This window comes from Geojedonia litorea (assembly GCF_042654525.1).
Taxonomy (GTDB): Bacteria; Bacteroidota; Bacteroidia; order Flavobacteriales; family Flavobacteriaceae; genus Geojedonia; species Geojedonia litorea.
This window is the reverse complement of record NZ_JBHSGP010000008.1, coordinates 224,832-248,550: the sequence shown is the minus strand read 5'-3', so window position 1 is coordinate 248,550 and position 23,719 is coordinate 224,832. Positions and strand designations below refer to the sequence as shown.

The following is a 23,719-nucleotide window of genomic DNA, read 5'->3' as shown; positions in this document are numbered from 1 at the left end:
CTAGTCACAATTGTTTTGGGCATTTGCTGACTTGTACATATATTAGCTTTAAATTCAGATTTTAAACTTCTGAAAAAACAATTGTAAGGTACTCCATGTCCATCATCGATACGTTAAAACAATACATATTAAAGGCTTTTGACCTCAAGGAAGACGAGCTTTACAAAACTTGTTTACTCCAACTTAATATTTTCACTATAATTAGTGTATTACTGATTGTAAAACCTACTATAAGCTCCTTATTTCTTTCTGAATTAACTTCTAGTGCATTACCACTAGGCTATGTACTCACAGCGATAATGGCCGTAATTGGGTCTTTCTTTTATGATAAGGCATTAGAAAAATACCCCTTAAATGTAATTATAGATCGTACGCTTATTGGCTCGGTAATCTCTCTTATAATATTTGGTATCGCTTTCAATTTCAACTTTAACAAAGGGGTTTTACTTTTTGTCCCCTACATTTGGGTAGCTATTTTTGGCTTATTGGCAGCATCACAATTCTGGATACTTGCCAATTTGGTTTATAACGTTCGTGAGGCCAAACGCGTTTTTGGTTTTATAGGTGCCGGAGCTATTGCCGGAGGCATTTTTGGAGGCTATTTAACTTCAATCCTTACCAAACTATTAAGTACCGAAAACTTATTATTTGTTGCCGCTCTTTTCCTTTCTATTTGTATACCGATCACTCGTCGCATCTGGAAAACTGAAATTGCTAAACTCAACACCTTTCAGGTATCTATGCGCAGTGCTCCAAAGGGAGATTCACCGTTTAAACTGATTAAACAATCTAGGCTTTTGAGCCTTATCGCGCTTGTAGTTGGAATTAGCGTATTAATTGCCAAGTTAGTGGATTACCAGTATAGCGACTATGCTTCAAAACTGATAAATGATCCTGATGAACTCACCTCCTTTTTTGGTTTTTGGTTTTCAACTTTAAGTGTCATTTCTTTAATTATTCAACTGTTTTTAACTAAACGTATTGTTGGAACCTTTGGGGTTGGCAAATCCCTTTTATGGTTACCAACAGGTATTTTGATTGGTTCTATTTTGTTGTTGATAGTCCCGCAGTTATGGGTTGTGGTATTCATAAAAATTGTAGATGGAAGCTTAAAACAGTCAGTGAATAAAGCTGCTACCGAATTGCTCTCGATTCCTATTCCTATTGAAATCAAAAAGAAAACCAAAACCTTTACCGATGTTGTTGTAGATAGTATTGCAACGGGTCTAGCAGGGTTTATACTTATCTTTTTTATCAACGCACTTGATATTTCATCTACCTATATCAGTTTAATCATTATTGTTCTGATTTCCTTATGGCTATATATAATTTACAATCTTCGAAAGGAATACGTAATCGCCTTTAAAAGTTTGTTGGAAGAGCCAATTGCCAAAAAAGAGAAAACGAGTAAAAAGGAGATTAAAGTCACTTCTATTATTGATACTGTGCTTAATGTGTTTAAAGATGGTAATGAAAAGCAGATTTTACACATGCTCCAAAAAACACTTGAGGTGAAAGATGAGCGTTTCTTTTATGGTATCCAACAGCTTTTGGAGCATCCGTCATCTGAAGTCAAGGCTTTAGCGATTGAAAACCTCTATTATTTGCGAACCGAAAACTTAAGCACTGCCATGACCCGTTTGATCCACGATCAAAACCAGCGAGTCACTACTTCGGCCTTCAGATATTTATTAAAGCACCACAAAAAAAACAATGTGGAGCTTTTTGACACCTATTTATTTAGCAATGATCACACCATTGCAAACGCCGCATTAATTGGGCTCTCCATAGAGCTTCGCAATAATATTCAACTTCAAAACCGATTCAATTTAGTAACTAAAATCGAGCGTGCGCTGAAGCAATATGATCATCTAAAGGATGTTACTGATAAGACTAATAAAATTAATGCAGTATTAGAAGCCATCGGTAATGCAAGGTTAGCATCTCATTATAAGATTATTAAAACCCATTTGAATTCTGAAAATATGGACGTTCTAAATGTCGCCATATTAAGTGCCTCCAAAACTTTAGAACATCAATTTATAAATAAGATCGTAGGACACTTATCCCTAAAAGAGGCAAGAAAATCCGCTGTGGAGGCTTTAACCTTCTACGGCGAACCTATTATGGACGTGCTTTACAAAAAGATAAAGAATGATGCTATTGAATTAGAAGATGCTGTGTTTGTCATTCAAATAATTGAAAAGTTTGCTTCACAAAAAGCGATAGCCACATTAATCAAACTTACGGGTGATACAGAACATGTGATTAAAGTTGAAGCCATTGAAGCCTTAAAGCGTTTAAAATGGAACCATAGTCATCTGCGTATAAAAGACCGCTTTATTGTGGACAAAATTTTAGATGAATGTCACCTGTATCAAAATACCTTATCGGTTATACATTCCCAAATTGTGATTCAGTATAAAAAGAAGGCACTGAACCCGGAGAGCCAAGAAGAAAATGAAGCTCGTAAACGATTAATTCAACTTTTAGAATCTCGTCTTGATCGGCAATTAGAACGTATTTTTAGGTTTTTAGGCATTAAATATCCTCCAACCGATGTAGATCCTATATTACCTACCATTTTAAAAGGAAAAGAAGAACAACGCATACATGCCATTGAATTTTTGGATAATATTTTGGACAGTCAACTGAAAAAAGAGCTCATTCCAGTTGCTGAATCCATTCTTGTTGAAACCATTTCAGAGGAGAAAATAAAAACTCTAAACTTAAAGGTATTAAGTGAAACGGAATGTTATACCGAACTTTTAAAACGAAAAGACATTAAACTTAAACTGACGGTACTTTACCTTATTGAAAAATCTAACGATTCAAAATTCAATCCAATATTAAAACTGCTCCTGCAACAAGAAACCAATGCGAAATTAATAGCAAGAGCGCAATCCATCTTAAATTCCTAGCGTTGCTTTTTTCTTAAGGAAGCCAAAATACCTACGGCCAAAGCCACAAAAATAAAGCCTAGCGATAACCATTCAGGGAATTCATAATGCTCCGTGAGAATTAATTTCACGCCAACAAAACTCAAAATCGCCACTAAACTGTATTTGATATATTGAAATTTTTGGGTCATGTTACTTAAAAAGAAATACATTGAGCGTAGTCCCAAAATGGCTAAAATATTTGAACTGAATACGATAAACGGGTCTCTGGTAATGGCTAATATGGCTGGTATACTATCCAAAGCAAAGAGTATATCAGTAAACTCAATCATAATAAGCACAATGAGCAAAGGCGTAGCCACTAATAAATGTTTCTTACGTATAAAAAACTTTTCATTTTCTACTTTAGGCGTAATGGGCATGACTTTTCTCAAACTGCGATAGATAAATGATTTATTAGGATCAAATTCATCATCATCTTTAGATAACAACAATTTCAGTGCAGTATAGATTAAAAAGGCGCCAAACACATAGGTAATCCATTCAAATTGGTTAATTAAGGTGACACCAAAAAATATCATTAGGGCTCTAAAAACAATGGCTCCTAATATGCCCCAAAACAATACGCGATGCTGAAATTTTTGAGGAATTTTAAATGTGTTGAAAATCACTGCAATGACAAAAATATTGTCAATGCTTAAGGACAGTTCAATCAAATACCCTGTGACATATTTAAGCATGGCTTTTCCCGGAAGTAAATTTGTGGGATTGTTTACATACTCGTACTTAAATAATAGAAAAATAACAAAGGAAAAACTCAAACCCACACTCACCCAAATGAGGGTCCAAAACGTGGCCTCTTTGGTAGAGATGACATGAGGAGTTTTGTTAAATACACCTAAATCGAATGCTAAAAACAGCAGAACAGCTGCAATAAAAATAATCCAAACTCCCATATTATTGTCTTATGATCTTGTCTATACTTGTGGCAAGATTCATATGATCAGTAGCCGAGTTTTTACGTAGGACATTGGTCATTAATACCACCATATATTTGCATCGGTCTGGGTGCTCCACAATGGCGACCGAATTCATAAAGTTTTGCACATTACCCATATATTTACCGCAGGCTTCGCCTTTACTTCGGTCACATTTATATAAACTACCTGATTTAAAATATACGGCCGCTTCTTTTAAAGCCGGAGCTTGGGCATACCGTATTCGTCTATCGGTCATATACATCAAACGCTTCATTTCTAATGATGATTTTTCGTCAATGACATTACCTTGTTCTAATTGCACTAAAAATTTCATTAGACCAATAGGTGTGCCTATACTGCCGCCCTTGTCACCTACATAGGTATTGGCACCTCTGGTAAAGAAACTTCCTAATCGCCATTCATCTGATGTTATACCTAAATCACGCAGTGGTAGATTTACCACATCATTACCAATATCGGTAAGCACTTTACGTTCAGTAGTTTTAAAATAAGTATCAGCTTCTTCTTGAGTTAAAGCCGGATATTGATCTCCAAAGGCTTTCATTAGCAACACTTCGCGCCATAAAATGCTTGCGGCACCATTATTACTTACCGATAACATATGATCGGCCCATTCAAACAAGGTAAATACATCACTTGCAATAACCTGACGTTTTACCAATTTGTTTGTTTCAATATTAAAAATAGGAACAGTATGCTCATCTGTTAGTCCCCAAACACCAGCCTTAACCGACTTGCTGCGAAGTAAATCTAAACGCTTTTCAAAATCATTGGGGTACATTTTTGCTAATTGATCAAACAACCCTACCAAAACCGCTATTTTTCCAACACTTCCAGGTTGATAACCTGAAGTTTCATTGCGGTGGGCATAGCGAATATTATTGAGATCGGAAATGTCTATTACTGCTAAGGAGTAACTTTTATCCAATCCTCTAAAGAGACCATTAATTTGTTGCTGAAATGCTTTATCCTCCTTAAAAAAACAGTGTAAGCTATCATTTTTATGAGACAATAGACTCAATTCAATATCCATATAGTTTTTTAAAGCCCCATTTGGGATTTTAAAATTTGGATCTTTTAACTCACCGCTTTTAAGAAGCTCCAAACGTTTTAAACGCTTAATTCCGGTGTGGGCGTAACCATCAATAGGATAATAATAATTAAAGCCTACAAAGGCTAAACTTATTAGGACTATTACGGTTAGAACTACGACTCTTTTCATTTTACAGTTGTGTTGAAAGCGCTATGGCTTTTTGGGTTTCAATTTTTGGGGTGATGGATTCTAAATAACTCGAACTCAAAGCTTTTTTATTCTCAACGAATGGCCTAATTTGGAATAACCAAAGCACATTGTCCTTAAAGCCTAATTCTACATCATAAGCCCCGTCATAATCTGAATGGGTTTCTTTGGCTAAAGTGGCTCTAATAGTTTTAGCTAATGCTCTAATCTCATTGATATTTTGGGTATTCAAGATAAACTGTTCAAAACTGGCAGATTTCTTTTCTGTACCGCCTGTGACTGGCAATCGGTTAAACTGCGGTTCACGTGCAGGAGCCAAAAATTGATAGCCACCGTCATGTTTTATTAAATAGGTCTCTGCCGATTGACCATCAACGGCGCCACCAGCGCCCCTGCTAAAGGCTACCGTGAGATCGTCATCATTACCATTACTAATGCCCTTGGTTATCAACACTCCTGAATAGTCGACATCCACACTTGGAATAACCAATATGGAAGGAAACACATTCTCTGGATTTAATAAATATTTTTGACGCCATTTAAAACTACGCTCGGTATAGGGTGAAGCCCATACATCTTTAATACCATCGATGATTTTAGTTTTATCAACAACGTTAAACAAGGTTAAATTCAAGCCTGCCCCAGTAAAATCCTTTAAATCTTCCATGTTGGTGTCACTGCGTAAAAACACAGGAACGCTACCCAAATCTGATCCCAAAATGGCCTTAAAGTCGTTTTCTAGTTCGGTTAAAAAACTGTCTTTTAAGGGCATTTGTTTAATAGCCGTTCGTAAAATAGCCAATTGATCTAACTGATACTTTTCTACAGTTTCTTCATCAATGTTTTTAGTCCGCATAGCCTCGGTGGTTTTAAACATGGCATTTAAGAAACTCCAATAGGATTGATTTTGTCTAGGCATAGTTTGATCCATATGAGTTCTAAAAATCCCAAAAGGAATAACCAAACCTTCCACAACCCGCTCTGGAAACATTTTTTTAAGCTGACCTAGATTGGCTGCTTTAGGACCACATAGTTGTCCAGAATCAGAAGCATCTACTTCTCGTAAATTGAGGATTTTGGTTTCCTTCAAACGAATCTGCTCAATTGGTACAGCAATCTTTTCTTCTTTACGCTCGGTTTTAGCAAATAGCAACCGTTCTTCCTCGGTCATGTCTTTTTCAAGCTTCATGATTACATTTCCTTTATTAGAAACTGCGTAGAATACTTTTTGTCCGTTGAAAGGCAACAAACTTTTTAAGTTATCATCAGACAAGGCAGCATTAGGAATCCCTAAATTACGCGCCAACAATTGCACATGAGAAACCATATTTCCTTCAGAAACGGTAGCAATTCCGGCTACTGGTTTTAAGTCTGCAGGCGGACGCTGAAAAATATAAAGTTTATGAGACGCTACTTCAATCTCATCAGGTGAACCACTAACAACCACCAACTCACCAAAGGCGTAGCCAGGGTTTAAACCTCTAAAACCACTTTGATTAGGGACAGTCAACACTTTATTGGTCAACTGTGATTCTTTAGCAATAAAATCCCCAAGTTCGCTAACGCTCAAACCTAGGTATAAGGCTACCGATCCACGAATCTTATCATCTATAAACCCATAAGCTTTAGGTTCAAAACCTGTGTATACATCTACAATTGCTTGATATTTCGCTTTTACCATTGCTGAACTCCACTCCACCTGACGACGAGCGTTTTCTAAGAAGCTCGTCAAACTACCTAAAGTCATGGTACCAGATGCTGAAGGTTTTAGTGTCATATCCAATTGCGCCCATTCGTTTAATTCGGTATAACCAGCTCCAGTTGTTGCTAGTCCTAAATAGCATATTTTATTAAGTAATTCTTCTACGCTCTTAGCTTGCCATTCTGGTGCATTTTTAAACACAATCTCTTCGAGTTTTAAGGACAGATCTAACAATTGTAAGCGTGCAGCACCTCTGGGCTCTGCCAATACCGCTTCACGACAATCGTAAAGTAACTGGGCTGTTTCGGTCACCAATTGAGCGACATCCTGACGCGCCGCATTTCGGGCAATATAGCTTTGTAACGCTTGACCAAAAGCTGTGTTATTGATGAGAGGCGTACGCTTAGATAAACCCGCTAAATCAATAGGTTTGAAAAAGGCTTTCATGGTGGCAATCAATTGATCCAAGTCCTTTTGAAGGTTTGGGTTCAATTGCTGGGCATAACGTTGTTTAAAGGCCTGTACTTTTTGAATATCACTTTCTTCTGGTTGACTGTGAATCTTTACGCGTAGGTCCATAAATTGGGTAAATAGGTCTGAAATGACCTTGGATTCGCTACGCATTTTTTGAGCCACGTTGTCATCGCCGTTATGTGGAACGTCCTTTAACGACTGACGAATTAAAAAATAATGCTGTCTCACATTAAGGTCATTGGTCAATAACCATGAATAAAACTTAATGCCCCAGGCTTCTTCATCTTCAGCTTGAATAGCCCCTCTGTAATATTGCCCTTTAGCATTGATCCAGCCGTCATCTATAGCTCTCAAATACTTATCGAGTTGGTATTGTTTGAGTCGTGAGTGGTTATTCATGGCATCCCAGAATTCCACTTTATCTGTATAAGCTAATATTTGTCCTAAATAAATATGATTGCTTTGACCTAAAGCGGTAACTGCATCCTTGTAACGTGCATGCTGAACACCAGGACCAATTTCTTTTGGACAAGGGTCTTTAGGTTGACGTATGCTTCCGTCGGTACAAAACCAACGAATATCTTTATAAGGCCCGCGAGCATCTGCTTTATAGGACTCAACCATTTGCGCAATTGTTGCATTGGGCACTTTTGGAGACTGCCCAAATAAATGCAGCCCTAACACGAATAAACCAAGAGAAAGTATCGTTTTCATAACGTCCTTAATATACACATTTTTGTAATCAAATGTAGAACCTAATATTAAATTTCTAGAGGTTTACACCATTTTTTTTTAAGCTGTGTTTTGGTTAGTCTTTAAATAAGGATGCATCCAAACCTGGCACAATGCGTAAAGCATTTTTGTAATAGACTTTTTTCAGGACTTCGTCTGGCAAATCGAGTCCATACATTGGCCAAAAGGCGTGGTATTTTTTGTGATATGGAAAATATTCATCGGCACTTTCTAAAACTCTAAAATAGGTTGGAAATTCTTCGGGTACCCAGCTATCTTTTCCGAATAGAATACGATCTTGGTACTTGATAAAGAATGCCTTTGCATAACGTGGCTGACGACCAAGTTCGGCAATAATGGCACCAATGCCTACATTCATATTAGGCAGTTCGTCCATAAGTTGACCTAACTTACCCAGATTGTTTGCAAACCAACCCATATGCGCATTGATAAAGGTGGTTTTGGGATTGTTTCTAAACATCTGATGCTGTTCGGCAACAATCTGTTCCCACGGCGCAGGGTCATCGGCTGCTCGTTTGCGACGTGGATGCGTTTTTAATTCTAACCAGCGTTCATTATCCCCATTAAATTCATCCCAAAATGATTTAGGGTCTGCGGCATGGATAAGCACCGGAATTCCTAATTGCGCACAGGTTTCCCAGATGGGATTCAAACGGGCATCATCAATAGGAACTCGGTTACCATTGACATCCACATCTCTAAGCCCTAAACTTTTATAGATTTTAAGTCCTCGTGCACCGTTAGCCACATCTGCTTTTAACTGCGCCACAGTTTCTTCCATCCAACCTGGCTTACCTACATTATTGTTGAACCCGATATTGGCAAATACCACAAATCGATTAGGAAAATGATCGGCAATATTTTGAACCGATTTCTTTAAATCTTCACCTGAACGACCGCTTAAATTCACCATGATTTGCATGTTCAAGGTATCCATAGCAGCGACAACCGGAGTGAGATCCTGTTCTGGCATTCGGTATTGATGGCCATGGACATCAATAAACGGAAATTTCGCTTTTTTAATAATTTTACCTGGAACAACCAAGGTAGAGATTGGATTATATTCTTCAAAAGTAAGGTCTTGGGCCATAGTGGATAGCGGAAGCGCTATCAATACCAATACCAATTGGTAGATTATTATTTGCTTCATGTTGATGCTTTTGTTTGGAGTTAAATATACTAATTAGTGAATAAACTTCAGAGCTTTTAATAAGGCTTTAACAGCCTATAGTTGTTTCACATAATAGTCTAGATCAACAACCTCTCCTTTAGTAGTTGTATAATCCTTAGGAACGGTTTTTTGAAATTGAAATCCATTCCGCAGAGCCACTTGTTTACTTGCGATATTATGGGAAGCTACTCTGCAAACTAATTGCTTTAGTGGGTAGTTATTTTTTAAATAGTCAGTAATGAGCCCAACAGCTTTAGAACTTAAACCCCTACCCTCATAGTGAGCATCAATAAAATAACCCATTTCGGCAATTGAAGTATCCCAATCTATATTTTTGATATCTATGAAGCCCACCCATTGGTTGGTTGTTGTATCGATAAGACAAAACGGAACGTACTGTTTAGCGGCTACCCGAAGGTCAATGTTTTTGCAATAGGCTTTGGTGTCGGCAAGTGTATTAGTTTTTGCCACCGTACCCGCAAAAAAGTCTTCCAACCGTGGCCTGTTGCTAGACATCAAGTAAAAAAAAGCATCAGGATTTCGAGTATCTAAATGCTGAATTCTATAGTGATCAAATTGCAAACTCATATCACAAAACTAATATATTTAGTTTACTTTTGTGCGATGCAAAAACAAGCTCCATTCCGGTTAGAATTTGTGGCCCTCATGGCCTCTTTAATGTCTATTGTAGCCCTATCTATTGATGCCCTACTTCCTGCTCTGCCAGAGATTAGTGCCTCATTAGGTGTCACTAAAGTACATGACAATCAATTCTTAATCACTATGATATTTTTAGGAATAGGTTTTGGGCAGTTAGTTTTTGGTCCTTTGTCTGACAGTTTTGGAAGAAAAGCTATTGTTTATATAGGCTTCTTACTGTTTATTGTTGCTAGCATTATTTGTTTAACGACCAAAAGTTTTGAAATGATGCTCTTTGGACGTGTTCTTCAAGGTATTGGCCTAGCTTCTCCTCGAACCATGAGTATTGCGATGATACGCGACAGCTATCACGGTGATTACATGGCCAAAATTGTATCTATTGTAGTGATGGTATTCATCCTAGTACCCGTGATTGCTCCAACTTTAGGACAACTGCTTTTGTATTGGTATGATTGGAAAGCTATTTTTTATGTGAATTTAGGATTTGGTCTCCTTGTGATGTTGTGGTTTTGGTGGCGACAAGATGAAACCTTAGCTAAGCAGCGACGCATTCCGTTTCGCCCATCGATATTTATCACTGGGACCAAGGCTTTTTTTAAATTTAAGGATGCCGTTGGTTATACTCTAGTTTCAGGATTTATTACAGGTTCATTTATTGTATATTTAAGTACGTCGCAGCAGATTTTTGAACAACAGTATCAGCTAGCAGAACTCTTCCCGTTTATCTTTGCCAGTCTTGCCATATCGGTTGGTTTATCAACCTATTTAAACAGTAGGTTTGTGGTGCGCTTTGGTGCGCGTAATATCGCCTTTTATGCCGCTCTTGCCTATACATTAATTTCGTTGTTGTATGTGTTTTTATTTATAAATGGCAACAACCCTGGTATTGGGGTTTTAATTAGCTTCTTTGCCTTTCAGTTTTTTGCAGTAGGATTGTTGTTTGGCAATTTACGTGCCTTGGCAATGGAGCCTTTAGGCCATATGGCTGGTATTGGTGCCGCCTTAAATGGTTTTATTTCAACAGTAATGGCTGTACCTATTGCCAACTATATAGGCAGCTTTGTTAAAACTTCGGTGTTACCTCTATTTATTGGCTTTAGTATTTTTGGATTACTCTCGGTCTTGGTGTTTTTACGATTGAATGTTATTGAACGCAGGGCTGCTCAACAAACCGTTTAAATTAACGTTTTCCTTTAGTGTCTTTTATACGTACGTAAATAAGTTTAAACCGTCCGTTACCACCATCTCTTGTTTCAACTTCGAAGTTTTTAATAGACTTTATTAAGGGCGTTAACTTTTGAAAGCCATAATTTCTGGCATCAAAATTTGGTTGTTTCTTTTGCATCAAACTACCTACATCACCTAAAAATGCCCAACCATCATCATCGGCTACATCATCAATAGTTGCTGAAATGAAACGGATTTCTTTTTGGGTAATGGTTGCAATAGTATTTTTTTGAGCTGTTTTTTTGTTGCTGCTCGACTCTTGCTCTTCGGTTTGCTTTTTTAAGATTTCGATATAGATAAACTTATCGCAGGCCACAATAAATGGATCGGGCGTTTTCTTTTCACCTATACCGTAGACTAACATACCGGCTTCACGCAGTCGGGTTGCCAAACGCGTAAAATCACTGTCACTGGACACGATACAAAACCCATTGACTTTTTGCGAATACAGTATATCCATAGCATCGATAATCATGGCGGAGTCGGTAGAATTTTTACCTTGAGTATAACCGTACTGCTGAATTGGGGTAATGGCATTTTCAAGTAGGAGATTCTTCCATTTAGAGAGGTGAGGTTTGGTCCAATCGCCATAAATACGTTTGATGGTTGGGTTGCCATATTTGGCGATTTCTTCCATCATTTCTTTTACATAGGCCGATGGGATATTATCACCATCAATGAGTACTGCTAATTTTATGTCCATTAGTGTTTCTTAATTTGTATTGGTAAGCATTGGGCACTGAAACGTGCGATTTTTCCAAAGGTAAGGGAATAAAATGTATTAAGGTAGAAGCTTGGCTAGGATTATTGATTTTTGAGGAACTCTTCAAACCAACTACCAGATTAACTGTAGCTAATACTTAAGTTGTTTATAAGTAATTATCATAAGTATAAAAAGAACAAAAAAAAGTAGAACCCTATTCTGCTAAAATTCAGAATTTTAATTTACATTTAAGTTACTAATTCGTGTTATGAAACCTATTATAACTTTAACACCATTTCAGCATCATCACAGAGACCAGATTGCAATTGGTTTTTCGTTTGATGCTAATATAAAAGCTTACATTAAAGGGTTTAACGGTGCACAATGGTCTTCGACCCATAAAACTTTTTATGTGTTAGATAGTGCTACTAACTTACATGAACTGTTTAGCTATTTACAAGCCGGGGGTTATTACGTAGATTACAGTGCTATGCGTTTTAAGCAAAAAAGTGCAGCACCACCTTTAACTAAGTTAAAACCTCCAGACAAACTTGTGCTGTACAAGGCTTTGCATAAGGAGTTACAACAGCTTTTAAAAGATTATGTAACCTATTTAAAAGGAAAACGCTTAAGTGAAAACACTATTAGCAGCTATGCTTATTTTGTGCTCCGGTATTTACATTTTAACAGGGCTATTACTTTACACGACTGGACAACACGACATATTGAATTGTTTATGGAAGGCGTAATTGCCAAGGAGCATTATAGTGTGAGCAGTCACAGACAGTGCGTAAGTGCCCTAAAATATTTAAGTACACTATGCAGCATAGAAGGGTTTGACGCCAGTACCTTTAAACGTCCCAAGAAGTCGTTGTATTTGCCTACGGTTTTATCAAAAGAGGCCATTATTGAAGTGTTACAAGTAACCAAGAATTTAAAACACAGAGCGCTCCTTGGATTATTATATTCGGGTGGGTTGCGGGTTGGCGAATTGTTACAACTAGAGCTTAAAGATTTAGATATGGATAGAAGCCAAATTCATATTAAGCAAGGCAAGGGCCGAAAAGATCGTGTTGTTGTGATGAGTGAAGTGATAAAGCCCTTATTTTTAAACTATATCCATACTTACCAACCTACGCGGTATTTTGTTGAAGGCCCAGACGGTGGACCTTACAGTGCGAGCAGTGTAAGGCAAGTATTAAAGCGTTCGTGTCAATTGGCCGGTATCAAAAAAAAGGTGACACCACATACCTTACGACACAGTTATGCTACGCACATGTTAGAAAATGGTGTTGATTTGCGATATATACAAGCCTTACTAGGGCATGCCAAACCAGAAACCACGATGATTTATACGCATGTTGCACAAAAAAGCATCATGCAAATTAAGAACCCATTGGACGTTACGGTAGAAGGTTTACTACAAAACGACAAACGTGATAAAAATATGTTGATATCCCGAGATTTTAAGGGTTAAAAATGTATATTAGTGTTTATATAACCAGTTAGCAAACATTTGATGAAACAGAGAACTAAAATATTATTCTTCATTTTGGAAATAATTTCTGGCATTGCAATTGGAATTATAGGAATGAGGTTAATCACGCCTGAAAAACCGATTTTTGACTTGAATTTATCTATCATTCTTGGATTTTTATCAATCTACGCATTTGCTTTAATCGGAATTGGAATACCAGGCTATTTTCACAGTCGAATAATTGACCAAAATAAAACTTACGGAACTGGAATAAAAAAAGCTGCAATCGGACTTTTAATTGGAATGGTGCTCGGACTAATTTTGAGTGCTGTTACTTCTGGTTTTTTACCTCACGGAATGGCTGCATTTACAATACCCGTTTTGACAACAATATTATGCGGAGTCATAGGATTTAATAAAGGAATAAAAACGTTTGCTAACAAAGTATAAAATTAATGGCTGGTTCTAGCCTACTTGGAAAATTCCTGCGGAATTTTCCGCTGACAAGTTTCTATTTACTAAATTAGTGCTTAAACGCGCCACTAATATTATACGTAACCGTTGGCAAACATTTGACAAAACAGTACGATGAAAATAGAATTTGACGAAAACGAAAAGTCGATTGAAATAAAAGACGGATTAAAAATGCAGTATTTATTGATGAAAATATCATTGATTTTTACTCTTATTAATTCTGTTCTTTTTCCTGTTTTTGTTTTAGATAAGAAACAAATGGAATGGATGGGGTTTATATGGATAATCCTTGGAATATTTTCAATTGTGATATTAATTTATCAATTACTAAAAAAATCTGCATCTGAAAAACTGAATTTATCTGACATAAGTTATCTAACCGAAAAACAAGTTTTTGGTAGAAAAAAATTTAGCCTGAAATTAAAAAACGGAAAGTTGAGAGACTTAATGGAAATGAAAAACGAATCTGATATTAAAGAAACCAAAGAATTGTTTAAAAATATCGGAATAGAAACAAACTGAATAAAAAACAAAAACGATTTGCCAACAATGTATAACCGCAATTACGGCGGATTCGACTACGTCCGAATCCACTCGGAATTGCTAACGTCAGTTCTTAACCGAAAATCATTATCTTTAATCCCGTAACTGACGGTTATACGAGACCGTTGTGGTGCATTAAAAAAACGACCTGAATGATAGATATTGAATCTTTTAAAAATTTCTTTCCCAAAAGTTTTTCAAAAAAATTAAACGAAAGTATAATTCCTCATTCAAGTCCAATTGTTAGAAATGAAATTGCTGAAATTCTTCACAGAGAGATTACGGAATTTAAATATCATCCATCAACACCAAGAGATTACATAATTATTAATAAAGCAAATTATGTAGCGAGAATCACACCAACTTTTCATCCAAAAGACTATTTTCTTTTTTATTTCTGCACAAAAATTTTAGAGGATGAAATAGCAGGAAATTATGTTGAAGGAACTTATGGAGGTTGGCGTTTGGGAAATCAAATTAGATTTAAAGAAGAAGGAGATGAATTAGAACTATTAGATTCGGCACCTTCAAATAGTTACAACCCATTTTTATGGACAGAAAATTGGTCTGATTTTCAAAAAAAAGCGTTTGCAAACAATAATTCGGACGAACATAAAATTGTGGTTAAATTAGATATTGCTAATTTTTATGATAATGTGAGTATCGATTTATTAGGTAAGAAGTTGTATTTAGCTTCACCACGGAACAAGTTGTTTTACATCGATTTATTAACTCATTTTTTGAGTAATTGGAATAAAAAATTTCAAGGCTACTCAAAGAAGTCAGTCGGATTACCTCAAGATGAAATTAGTGATAGCTCAAGACTTTTAGCTAATTTTTATCTTCAAGATTTTGACAAAGAAATTAAGAAAAAATGTGATGAATTGGATGCCAAATATTTAAGATATGCGGACGACCAATTATTCTACACAAAAACAAAAGAAGACGCACAATATTTAGTTTATGAAGCATCTAAATTATTATCAAAAATAGGTTTAAATATAAATACAGGAAAGGTTGAATATTTTGATAATCCAGAAAAATTTAACCAATATTGGGCATTTGAAATTTTTGAACTTTTAGGAGACAAAAAGAATAAAGAAAATATTAATAGAGGAATCAAAAAATATATTGAATGGAAAGATAAACGAATCTCATTCAAAGAACATTCTGTTTTACGGAGAATATTAAATCAAGATTTTAAGCTATTTGAAACTTCAAGTAAACATAAAGTTTTAGCTTATTTATTCGACAAGGAATTCATAAGTATGATGAATAATTGGTCAATGACTAAAGTTTACAATCAGCTTAATGAAGAAGACAAAAAAGAGTTTTTGAAAATTTTAGATACATTAATTGAAGAATATCACTTTAATTACTTTCATTACAATCTAATTGTCTTTTATGAAAAGAATAAAATTGATTTTGAGAAAGAAAGAATATTAAAAAGAATTGAAGAACTAAAAATATAATAACGACACCACAACAATGGCTATAAGTAATTGCTTGTTCTCGCTTACTTCTGAAAATCCTCGCGGATTTTCAGTTTGGTGTGTACTTGCAAAGTTAAGTGCTAAACCACGCAACTACTCATAGCCGAGACCGTTGTAGCACATTTGAGAAACAACAGTTTAAACCTAAAAACTAACGCCTGAATTAAAGATTTTTCCTTTAATAAAATGAACGAAAATATTCCAAAAAAAAGAAGTGTATTAGTTAGATTTATCACAGCTGACCCATACCTAATTGGTGATTTTTTCAATTATATCGGAGGAACTATGCGATGGCTATTTGGGAAAATAACTCGGATTTTTAAAAATAAACCAAAATTTGAATTCAAAGAATATATAAATGGCCCTAAAAATCCTGATTATTACGACCAAATGGGTCACGGACTGAATAATATATTAATCGGAATTTTAACTTTTCTGACTTTAATAATACCTTTAATAAAAATAATTTTTGACTGATTAAATAAAAAAGCAAATGAATTTAACACCTATTCTTATCATCATATTTTCGGTATTACTTGGAATTATTATATTAACAAAAGTTATACTCGGAATGAGATTTAAAATTTTAAATGGACATAACCCTCAAAACTCAATCGAATATTTCATATTATATTTTATCTCTATAATTTTAATGTGGATACCAGTAACATATAAAGGAACTGATATTAAACTTAAGCGACTAAAAACCAAAGTAAATATTGTGACATATATTTTATACGGATTGGTTCTGATTTTAGCGACGGTAATTTACATTCAGATTTATAAAATTAGAAACACATAAAAAAAACGTGCTACAACACCGTATATAATTTATTGCTAGTTCTAGCCTACTTACGAAAATCCTCGCGGATTTTCTATTCGGTTTGTATTTGCTAAATTAGGTGCTTAAAACACGCAACAAACCATATACAAACACGTTGTAGCACATTTAAGAAAACCGAATGGCAATAAACCAATTTCTAACATTTGTACTTCCAAAAAAGCCGATTGAAGAAAAATATGGCGGAATACCTAAACAGCTTGAAATTAAACACGCTGAATGGGAAAAGTATTGGGAAAACTACGATATAGAATTGAACGATGAGCCAGAACCTGAATTTGAAGATGCAATTTCAACAAAATGGTGGAAAGGAATTGAAATTGATATTTCGGAATTAAGAAAAGAAATTGACAAAATAATCACTCGTGCGGAATGGAATGGCGGAACGAGTTGGAAAACGGAAAAAGCGGAATTTGACCACGATTTAAGCATAGATTTTAACGACAAAGAAAATTACATTGAGGATTTTCGATTTCGGACCGACTTGAACGACTCAACTCTGACTTTTATAAAATCAATGTTGGATTTATGCGAGAGAAACGAATGGATTTTAATGGACGACAAAGGGAATTTGTGCGAACCGAAAATTCAAAATTTTGCGGAATTAATTAAAGATTCAGACGCGGACAGATTTTTAAGAAATCCGACTGAATTCATTGAAAATATAAAATAAAAAACGTGCTACAACAATGTATAACCGCAATTACGGCGGATTCGACTACGTCCGAATCCACTCGGAATTGCTAACGTCAGTTCTTAACCGAAAATTAGTAACTTTAATCCCGTAACTGACGGTTATACGAGACCGTTGGCGGCAAGCTAAAATAAGACACAAATAATAAAATTATGGCATTAATTCCTCCATTTTTCCTAGACTGCGTGGTAGCAATAGGGATTATCAAACCAGACGGAAACAAGCATTGGATTGGAACCGGATTTCTCTTTGGAAAATTCGTAAAACAAAAAGAAGGAAATGAGAAAGAATACAAAGTATTTCTTGTTTCTAATAAACACGTCTTAAAAAATCACGCTTCTGTGATTCTTCGGTTTAATCCACAAGATGACCAAGCAGCAACAGATTATCCAGCCAGCTTAAAAGATAAGGATGGAAAAGATTTATGGACAGGACATCCTAACGATAATGTCGATATTGGTGTGATAGGAATCAATGCTCAAAAACTTAAAGATGAAGGAATGAAATTCGGAATTTTCCAGTCGGATGATATGGCCTTTACCATTGACAAACTAAAAGAAATAGGAACTACTGAAGGCGACTTTGTTTATGTTCTTGGTTTCCCAATGGGCTTAGTCACTTCTGACAGACAATTTGTTATTTCAAGAAATGGCACAATTGGACGTATTCGTGACTTATTCGAAAAACGTAGTACTGATTTTATTGTTGATGCATTTGTATTCCCAGGAAACAGTGGCGGTCCTGTAATCCTAAAACCAGAAATGATAAGTATAGGTGGAACTAAATCAAACTCTAATGCTGCTTTGATTGGAGTTGTTAAAAGTTACATTCCATATCAGGACACAGCAGTCAGTCAACAGACAGGACGGCCAAGAATAATTTTCGAAGATAATTCAGGACTATCTCTAGTCGAACCAGTTGACTATATTTTTGAAACGATTGAAGAAGATGAAAAAAGAAAAAGCCAGCCGCCAACAACGGCTATAGCAAATGCGGGCGGAAGTGCTTAAATCAAAGTAATTGTACAAAATAATCTAATCGTTAATTTGAAAGGGAAGTGCCTTTAAAACCCGCACTTGCCATAGCCAAACCGTTGTGTGCAATGCCCAAACAAACCGCTGAAAATTTAACTGATTGAAAAACAAAATTTATAGAATAGGAAAAAATGCACTTGCGATTTGGGGTGGAATATCCCTAATCGGAATAATTCTGATTTTAGGTTATCTCGCCTACTCTACTTCAATCGGAAATAAAACTGTCGAAAACAAAGCAACAAAATCTGACGTAAGATTCGTGCTGAATTGGTGCGGACTTGGAGACCAGCGAATTGAAAAAGTGCTGAAAAGTTACGAATCTGGACGTTCATTCACAGGTGATTATCTGGACGCTTATGCAATTGAAATATCAAATGTGACTGAATTGGAACTGAAAAATAATAAAGGTTGGCATCGGTTAGATAGTTTGCCAAAAGTATTAAGTGATGCAGTGGAATTAGCAAATGGTTGGCAATATCAAATTCCTTGGTTTCCGAAAATGGACGAACTGAATCCTGAAAGCGTTTATGTTTATCCTTGGAGCATTTATTGTCACGGAACTGACCCAACTGGAACTGAATTAATATTTGTAATCCCAAATGATAAAATGGTTTATTATTTAGGAACAAAAATGTAAATGAATAAAAGCACAGCACACAACAACGGCTATAATCCATTGCTCGCTAAATGCTAAACCAAAAATCAGTATATTTAACTTGGCTTGATTCCTACTCCGAAAATCCTACGGATTTTCTCGCAACGGAATCATAGCCAAACACGTTGTAAACAATTTCAATGAGATTCTTAAAAGGAATAATAATCGTACTTGTCATATTACCTTTTTTAAGGTATCTACCACTAAATTTCAACGACAACTTAAACAACCTCGTTTACAGCAATGCCTTTGAGATATCGATTTTTTGTATCCTGATTTTGGTTGTGCTGTTGATGTTTTTCCATAAGTACTTTAAGCGGATTTTGCTCATCGGAATTGGACTTATTGCAATTCAGTTATTATTTAACAATCTATTTCAATCTGTTTGTAATCGGACTATAATTGCAATCAATGTGGACAGAAACCCTAATGGGTTTATCAATCCCTTTTTGGGAATGAAATCAAATCTATCAACAGATGGTGCTACTTTTCGCTATGATGATACATTTTTATATTATAAAGAACTGACTTTTAAAAAAAATCACGGTATAACCGAAAAAGATTTGAAGGAACCTGATATGACGGATATTGTCAAAATATACAATACTGACTGGTTTTTAATAAAAGCCGATTAATAAAAACTGTTTACAACACCGGCTATAGTTCATTGCTTCTGACTTTCCTTTCGGAAAGTCCTCGCAAATTTGCTATCTTCGGTTTACGGCGGAAAATCCTCGCGGATTTTCACGCAACGAAACCATAGCCAAACACGTTGCCATTCATTGCGGAACGCACTCAAAACCGACAAATAAATATGACCAAATTAAATAAATGGATTCTCATAAATTGTTTGATTTCATTTTTAATGTTTTCATTTATTTTTTATAAAAATGTTGGAGTATCTGGTGGAGATATAGCTATTTATACTTTAAATCTAATATTCGGAATCATTCAAATAATAACAGTAATAATCCTGATTTGGAAAAAAGAGAAGAAGTTTTATAAGGTTATACTTTTTATTCTACTCTTTCAGATAATTGAAATAATGATAATGACAGTTTGGGGAAATAGTATAAATGCATTTCTGAAATCTTATTAGTACTCTGAATTGAAAAACAATTGAATGTGGAATTTAGTAAGTTGCGGAATTTCTCACTCAATCGGAATTGAAAAATATTGTGGAATAAAGCGCTGATTTAATTCACTCAAACTCTGAATAGTGGAACACGAAATTTAGTAGAATAATTAAAAATCTGAATAAAAACAACGAAATGGCAACAACGTGTATAGTTCATTGCTTCTGATTTTCCTCGCGGAAAATCCTCGCGCTGAACTATTGCCAGTTTTATTTGCTAAATTAGTGACCTAACCAACGCAACAAACCATACACAAACCGTTAGCTACAAGGCGAATGAAGAACTTCAGAAAAACATCCTTTTTATCTTTAACATTAGGTTGGATTGGACTAATTATAACTCACATTATATGGTCGAATTTAAGATATGAAAATGCTTCTGGAGGAGATACTGGAGTCGTTTTATTTTGGGCGTCTTTTTTTCTTTTAATCTTTTATGGACTTTTCATATTAATTCCACAAAAAAGAATTGTAAAACTGGCTGAAAAACTGAATTTAACTTTATTTATTCTTATTTCAGGAATATATGCATTAATCGGTTTTATTATTCTTATTGGTTGGATATTTTTACTGTCTGACAATTTCTATGGAGTATTTTTAGATGCCTTTGTTTGTGGACTAATTTTCGGACTGACTTTTCATCTGATTTGGAACAAAAAACGGAACGAATTAAAACAAAAACATTTGATTCCTATTCTGACTTTACCGATTTTTTTCCTTTTCATTTATTTGTTTGTTTTCCCAAAATTGTTACCATCTATTGCATACAATGTTGTTCCTCAATATGTGAGACACGATATATTAAAAAATACAATTCCAAAATTTAAAGTTGGAGACAGTTTAACCGAATTACAAAAAGCATTACCAGGCGAATTTGAATTTGACGATTGTTATGGGAATAGTGGTGCGATGTTTGAAGACTTTCAATTTGTAATCGAAGTTAATTGTTGTAAAATAGTAAGAATTGAATATGGACCAAGACAAAAAACGGGTTATACGATGGGCGGAAAAAGAAAGCCCTGTAGCTAACAACGTGTAAACGCAATAACGGCGGAATTTTCTACCGAAAATTCTCGCCTTTTTATTAACTTAGGTGCGTCAGCGGAAAGTACTCGCGCACTTTCCCGTTACTGACGCTTACACAAACACGTTGCCACACATTTAAGAAAAATCGAGAATATAATTGAACATCACACTTCAAAATATCAATTGGACTAAAAAAAGCGGAATTCTGATTATCGGAATATGTTTAATTGCAATGTTATTAAAGTATTTAGTAGAGCCATATCGGGGAACTTGGATTTACCAATATGGAAATCTGACTTTCTTACTTGTATTTTATGGCGGAATACTTTGGTCATTTATCAATACAATCCTTTTGATTTCAAAACATAAATCTGACTTAAAAAACAATCTGATTTGGATTTTTTTAAGTGCCATTCCGTTTTTATATATCGGAATAATGATGACTATAGCAATGACAAAAACATATTAAAAATGCGAAGAATTATTGTTTTATTAATCATTGTTTCCTCAATTTTGATTGCCTGTAAATCTCAAGATTTCGACTTGACAAATAATTCGCTAATTGGAAAATATATCGGAATCGGTAAAGAAAACGCAGGAGTGGAATTAAGGTTAATAGAAAATAAGGAGTTCAAATTTTGGGTTAGAAAAGGACATAGTTCTGATTTCACACAAGGAACTTGGATAACCTCAAATGACACTCTGATTTTGCAATCTAAAACGCTTAATAGAACTGATTGTTTGACATATGCGCTTTCAAGTGCAACGTGGATTGAATTTAAAAATACACGTTGGAAAATTAACAAAAGGAATCTAAACGAATTAGAAACCGAACAATGGAAAGTAAGAAAGGTTGCGGAATAAAAACGTGTGGCAACAATGTATATAAAAAATAGCGCAAGTCATTGCTAACACTATGGTTTGGGCGTTTTTGGAAAGTCGCCAAATTTTTAAATTTGACAATTTCCAAGTAAAAAAATAAATAATAAAATTTAAAAATTCGGCTTGTGTTAATCCGAAAAGTGACTGCTTATTTTCAGCGCTACTTTTCATATACTGAGCCGTTGTGGTGCATTTGAGAGAAACATTGTGAGTTTAAAAGAAAAATTAGATAAAATAGATTCCGAAATTGAAAGCGGAATGAAATTCAAAGCGACTGACAGGTTGCGGAATTTAATACAGGAAAATCCGAACGAAATTGAATTGTGGAATAAACTCGCTGAACTTTATTATGAAAGCGGATTTTTGGACTCTGCTGGAAAATATTGGATTCTGACTGAACCAACTGACGACCGAATAAAAAAATGCGTTGAGATATACGAAAAATCAGTAAATAATTCTGGATATCAAATTTTGCAGGAAATTGTATTTCGTGGAGACAAATCAAAACTATCTGATTATGCTCAAAAAAAGTTGAATGAATTGGAATCTGATAGCAAAGAAAAAGCTAATTACATTCCAAAGTTCAATCCGAAAACGAATAAACAAAAGAATAATAATTCTGACCACAAACAAACCTTTAAGGAGAAATTAGGCGGATTTATTTTTTTCGCGATTTTAGCTTCAATTGGAATTTTGATAATTATTGGTTTTTTGACTGTAATACAATGGATATTTTGAGAATAAAAAACGACACCACAACAATGTATAACCGCAATTACGGCGGATTCGACTACGTCCGAATCCGCTCGGAATTGCTAACGTCAGTTTTAAACCGAAAATTAACGCAAATTAACCCGTAACTGACGGTTATACGAGACCGTTAGGCACAATATGAACAAACCTTTGCGACGAATATTATCAATTGGAATTTTGACATTGTTTCTAACTCAAATTGGATTCAGTCAATCTATTGACAAATTTGTTGACTCAACAATCAAAGTTGATAGCCTAAATATTCCAACAGATTTTAAACAACCTTACTTTCCGAAAGAAATGTTTCCTAAAGTTAAAACAGATTGGATTGAGGAAAATGACTCAACATTTACAATTAGGACAAAAATTATCGAAGGCACTTATGACGAATTTGTTGTGAATTGGTATTCAGAACATCTTCACGCAATGAAAGAGCCTTTGTTATTTAATAGAAAAATTGATAAAGAAATTTATCGATTTACTTGGTTGAGGACTTTTGACAAACCAATGACTTTTAGGTTCGAAAAGAGAAATGACAGATATATTCTGTATTGGAAAGTGTTAAGTGGAGCTGGTGGTTATGAACCTGGAAAAATAGAAATTGAGCGACTGAAAATACTAACCGAAAAAGAATGGGCTGAATTTACTCAACTTATTGGAAAAGCGAATTTTTGGAAAATGGATTTAGCTCGTAGTTCAATCGGAACTGATGGTTCTGAATGGATTATGGAAGGTGTTAATCAAACGGATTATAGAGCTGTAAGTGTTTGGTCGCCAAGTAAAGGGAATTATTATAACGCTTGTGATTATCTAATTTCCTTAACGGATTTGAAAATATCGGATAAGAAAAAATATTAAAATACTGTGCCTAACACCGTATA

General features: G+C 35.1%; 21 protein-coding genes. 15 read left to right on the top strand and 6 right to left on the bottom strand.

The window, feature by feature from the left end:
• Positions 1–95: 95 nt before the first annotated feature.
• The gene (locus tag ACFO5O_RS05700) at positions 96–2,921 is read left to right on the top strand and encodes an NTP/NDP exchange transporter (RefSeq protein ID WP_387961763.1); all 2,826 of its coding nucleotides are present in this window, start codon (positions 96–98) and stop codon (positions 2,919–2,921) included.
• Here ACFO5O_RS05700 and ACFO5O_RS05695 read toward each other — a convergent pair.
• From ACFO5O_RS05695 to ACFO5O_RS05675, 5 genes are all read right to left on the bottom strand, one after another.
• Positions 2,918–3,856, bottom strand: a complete 939-nt coding sequence (locus tag ACFO5O_RS05695) for a TerC family protein (RefSeq protein ID WP_387961761.1) — start codon at positions 3,854–3,856, stop codon at positions 2,918–2,920. The two genes, ACFO5O_RS05700 and ACFO5O_RS05695, sit on opposite strands and share 4 nt — an antisense overlap.
• Position 3,857: 1 nt before the next feature.
• Complete coding sequence (locus ACFO5O_RS05690; RefSeq protein ID WP_387961760.1) at positions 3,858–5,123, bottom strand: serine hydrolase; 1,266 nt, start codon at positions 5,121–5,123, stop codon at positions 3,858–3,860.
• A gap of 1 nt (position 5,124) precedes the next feature.
• Positions 5,125–8,031 (bottom strand): PEP/pyruvate-binding domain-containing protein, encoded by a 2,907-nt coding sequence (locus ACFO5O_RS05685; RefSeq protein ID WP_387961758.1) that lies wholly within the window; start codon positions 8,029–8,031, stop codon positions 5,125–5,127.
• 94 nt (positions 8,032–8,125) lie between these two features.
• Positions 8,126–9,220 (bottom strand): amidohydrolase family protein, encoded by a 1,095-nt coding sequence (locus tag ACFO5O_RS05680; protein ID WP_387961756.1) that lies wholly within the window; start codon positions 9,218–9,220, stop codon positions 8,126–8,128.
• A gap of 75 nt (positions 9,221–9,295) precedes the next feature.
• Entirely contained in the window at positions 9,296–9,829 is a 534-nt protein-coding gene (locus ACFO5O_RS05675) for a GNAT family N-acetyltransferase (protein WP_387961754.1), read from the bottom strand.
• 36 nt (positions 9,830–9,865) lie between these two features.
• Here ACFO5O_RS05675 and ACFO5O_RS05670 point away from each other — a divergent pair, with 36 nt between their 5' ends.
• A complete protein-coding gene (locus tag ACFO5O_RS05670; RefSeq protein WP_387961752.1) occupies positions 9,866–11,080 on the top strand; it encodes a multidrug effflux MFS transporter in 1,215 nt (404 codons plus the stop codon).
• Position 11,081: 1 nt separating this feature from the next.
• Here ACFO5O_RS05670 and ACFO5O_RS05665 read toward each other — a convergent pair whose 3' ends face one another.
• On the bottom strand, positions 11,082–11,831 hold the full coding sequence (locus ACFO5O_RS05665; RefSeq protein ID WP_387961750.1) for an NYN domain-containing protein: 750 nt from the start codon (positions 11,829–11,831) through the stop codon (positions 11,082–11,084).
• A gap of 268 nt (positions 11,832–12,099) precedes the next feature.
• Here ACFO5O_RS05665 and ACFO5O_RS05660 point away from each other — a divergent pair, with 268 nt between their 5' ends.
• The 13 genes from ACFO5O_RS05660 to ACFO5O_RS05600 all read left to right on the top strand — a co-directional run bounded on the left by ACFO5O_RS05660 (position 12,100) and on the right by ACFO5O_RS05600 (position 23,696).
• Complete coding sequence (locus tag ACFO5O_RS05660; protein ID WP_387961748.1) at positions 12,100–13,308, top strand: tyrosine-type recombinase/integrase; 1,209 nt, start codon at positions 12,100–12,102, stop codon at positions 13,306–13,308.
• A 42-nt stretch (positions 13,309–13,350) separates the two neighbouring features.
• Complete coding sequence (locus ACFO5O_RS05655) at positions 13,351–13,758, top strand: hypothetical protein (RefSeq protein ID WP_387961747.1); 408 nt, start codon at positions 13,351–13,353, stop codon at positions 13,756–13,758.
• Between the two features lie 138 nt (positions 13,759–13,896).
• Positions 13,897–14,304, top strand: coding sequence for a hypothetical protein (locus tag ACFO5O_RS05650; protein WP_387961745.1), 408 nt, complete (start codon positions 13,897–13,899; stop codon positions 14,302–14,304).
• A 173-nt stretch (positions 14,305–14,477) separates the two neighbouring features.
• On the top strand, positions 14,478–15,797 hold the full coding sequence (locus tag ACFO5O_RS05645) for an RNA-directed DNA polymerase (protein ID WP_387961743.1): 1,320 nt from the start codon (positions 14,478–14,480) through the stop codon (positions 15,795–15,797).
• Positions 15,798–16,004: 207 nt separating this feature from the next.
• Complete coding sequence (locus ACFO5O_RS05640) at positions 16,005–16,295, top strand: hypothetical protein (RefSeq protein ID WP_387961742.1); 291 nt, start codon at positions 16,005–16,007, stop codon at positions 16,293–16,295.
• Positions 16,296–16,780: 485 nt separating this feature from the next.
• Positions 16,781–17,332 carry a hypothetical protein gene (locus ACFO5O_RS05635; RefSeq protein ID WP_387961740.1) on the top strand — a complete coding sequence of 184 codons (552 nt, stop codon included), beginning with the start codon at positions 16,781–16,783 and terminating at the stop codon, positions 17,330–17,332.
• A 173-nt stretch (positions 17,333–17,505) separates the two neighbouring features.
• Complete coding sequence (locus tag ACFO5O_RS05630) at positions 17,506–18,363, top strand: trypsin-like peptidase domain-containing protein (RefSeq protein WP_387961738.1); 858 nt, start codon at positions 17,506–17,508, stop codon at positions 18,361–18,363.
• A 124-nt stretch (positions 18,364–18,487) separates the two neighbouring features.
• Complete coding sequence (locus ACFO5O_RS05625) at positions 18,488–19,024, top strand: hypothetical protein (protein WP_387961736.1); 537 nt, start codon at positions 18,488–18,490, stop codon at positions 19,022–19,024.
• Positions 19,025–19,365: 341 nt separating this feature from the next.
• Positions 19,366–19,677: a hypothetical protein gene (locus tag ACFO5O_RS05620; RefSeq protein WP_387961734.1), complete on the top strand. Its 312-nt coding sequence runs from the start codon at positions 19,366–19,368 to the stop codon at positions 19,675–19,677.
• Between the two features lie 776 nt (positions 19,678–20,453).
• Positions 20,454–21,206 carry a hypothetical protein gene (locus ACFO5O_RS05615; RefSeq protein ID WP_387961733.1) on the top strand — a complete coding sequence of 251 codons (753 nt, stop codon included), beginning with the start codon at positions 20,454–20,456 and terminating at the stop codon, positions 21,204–21,206.
• A 468-nt stretch (positions 21,207–21,674) separates the two neighbouring features.
• The gene (locus tag ACFO5O_RS05610) at positions 21,675–22,067 is read left to right on the top strand and encodes a hypothetical protein (RefSeq protein WP_387961731.1); all 393 of its coding nucleotides are present in this window, start codon (positions 21,675–21,677) and stop codon (positions 22,065–22,067) included.
• A 225-nt stretch (positions 22,068–22,292) separates the two neighbouring features.
• Positions 22,293–22,823, top strand: coding sequence for a DUF6584 family protein (locus tag ACFO5O_RS05605; protein WP_387961730.1), 531 nt, complete (start codon positions 22,293–22,295; stop codon positions 22,821–22,823).
• Between the two features lie 153 nt (positions 22,824–22,976).
• Positions 22,977–23,696 (top strand): hypothetical protein, encoded by a 720-nt coding sequence (locus ACFO5O_RS05600; RefSeq protein ID WP_387961728.1) that lies wholly within the window; start codon positions 22,977–22,979, stop codon positions 23,694–23,696.
• The last annotated feature ends 23 nt before the right edge of the window (positions 23,697–23,719 follow it).

What these genes read in the sequence shown, in the direction of transcription:
- ACFO5O_RS05630 (WP_387961738.1), top strand. Translation starts at nt 17,506, where the DNA reads ATGGCATTAATTCCTCCATTTTTCCTAGACTGCGTGGTAGCAATAGGG.
- ACFO5O_RS05600 (WP_387961728.1), top strand. Translation starts at nt 22,977, where the DNA reads ATGAACAAACCTTTGCGACGAATATTATCAATTGGAATTTTGACATTG.
- ACFO5O_RS05665 (WP_387961750.1), bottom strand. Translation starts at nt 11,831, where the DNA reads ATGGACATAAAATTAGCAGTACTCATTGATGGTGATAATATCCCATCG.
- ACFO5O_RS05680 (WP_387961756.1), bottom strand. Translation starts at nt 9,220, where the DNA reads ATGAAGCAAATAATAATCTACCAATTGGTATTGGTATTGATAGCGCTT.
- ACFO5O_RS05670 (WP_387961752.1), top strand. Translation starts at nt 9,866, where the DNA reads ATGCAAAAACAAGCTCCATTCCGGTTAGAATTTGTGGCCCTCATGGCC.
- ACFO5O_RS05645 (WP_387961743.1), top strand. Translation starts at nt 14,478, where the DNA reads ATGATAGATATTGAATCTTTTAAAAATTTCTTTCCCAAAAGTTTTTCA.
- ACFO5O_RS05690 (WP_387961760.1), bottom strand. Translation starts at nt 5,123, where the DNA reads ATGAAAAGAGTCGTAGTTCTAACCGTAATAGTCCTAATAAGTTTAGCC.
- ACFO5O_RS05675 (WP_387961754.1), bottom strand. Translation starts at nt 9,829, where the DNA reads ATGAGTTTGCAATTTGATCACTATAGAATTCAGCATTTAGATACTCGA.
- ACFO5O_RS05640 (WP_387961742.1), top strand. Translation starts at nt 16,005, where the DNA reads ATGAACGAAAATATTCCAAAAAAAAGAAGTGTATTAGTTAGATTTATC.
- ACFO5O_RS05700 (WP_387961763.1), top strand. Translation starts at nt 96, where the DNA reads ATGTCCATCATCGATACGTTAAAACAATACATATTAAAGGCTTTTGAC.
- ACFO5O_RS05655 (WP_387961747.1), top strand. Translation starts at nt 13,351, where the DNA reads ATGAAACAGAGAACTAAAATATTATTCTTCATTTTGGAAATAATTTCT.
- ACFO5O_RS05610 (WP_387961731.1), top strand. Translation starts at nt 21,675, where the DNA reads ATGCGAAGAATTATTGTTTTATTAATCATTGTTTCCTCAATTTTGATT.
- ACFO5O_RS05650 (WP_387961745.1), top strand. Translation starts at nt 13,897, where the DNA reads ATGAAAATAGAATTTGACGAAAACGAAAAGTCGATTGAAATAAAAGAC.
- ACFO5O_RS05695 (WP_387961761.1), bottom strand. Translation starts at nt 3,856, where the DNA reads ATGGGAGTTTGGATTATTTTTATTGCAGCTGTTCTGCTGTTTTTAGCA.
- ACFO5O_RS05685 (WP_387961758.1), bottom strand. Translation starts at nt 8,031, where the DNA reads ATGAAAACGATACTTTCTCTTGGTTTATTCGTGTTAGGGCTGCATTTA.
- ACFO5O_RS05635 (WP_387961740.1), top strand. Translation starts at nt 16,781, where the DNA reads ATGGCAATAAACCAATTTCTAACATTTGTACTTCCAAAAAAGCCGATT.
- ACFO5O_RS05615 (WP_387961733.1), top strand. Translation starts at nt 20,454, where the DNA reads ATGAAGAACTTCAGAAAAACATCCTTTTTATCTTTAACATTAGGTTGG.
- ACFO5O_RS05660 (WP_387961748.1), top strand. Translation starts at nt 12,100, where the DNA reads ATGAAACCTATTATAACTTTAACACCATTTCAGCATCATCACAGAGAC.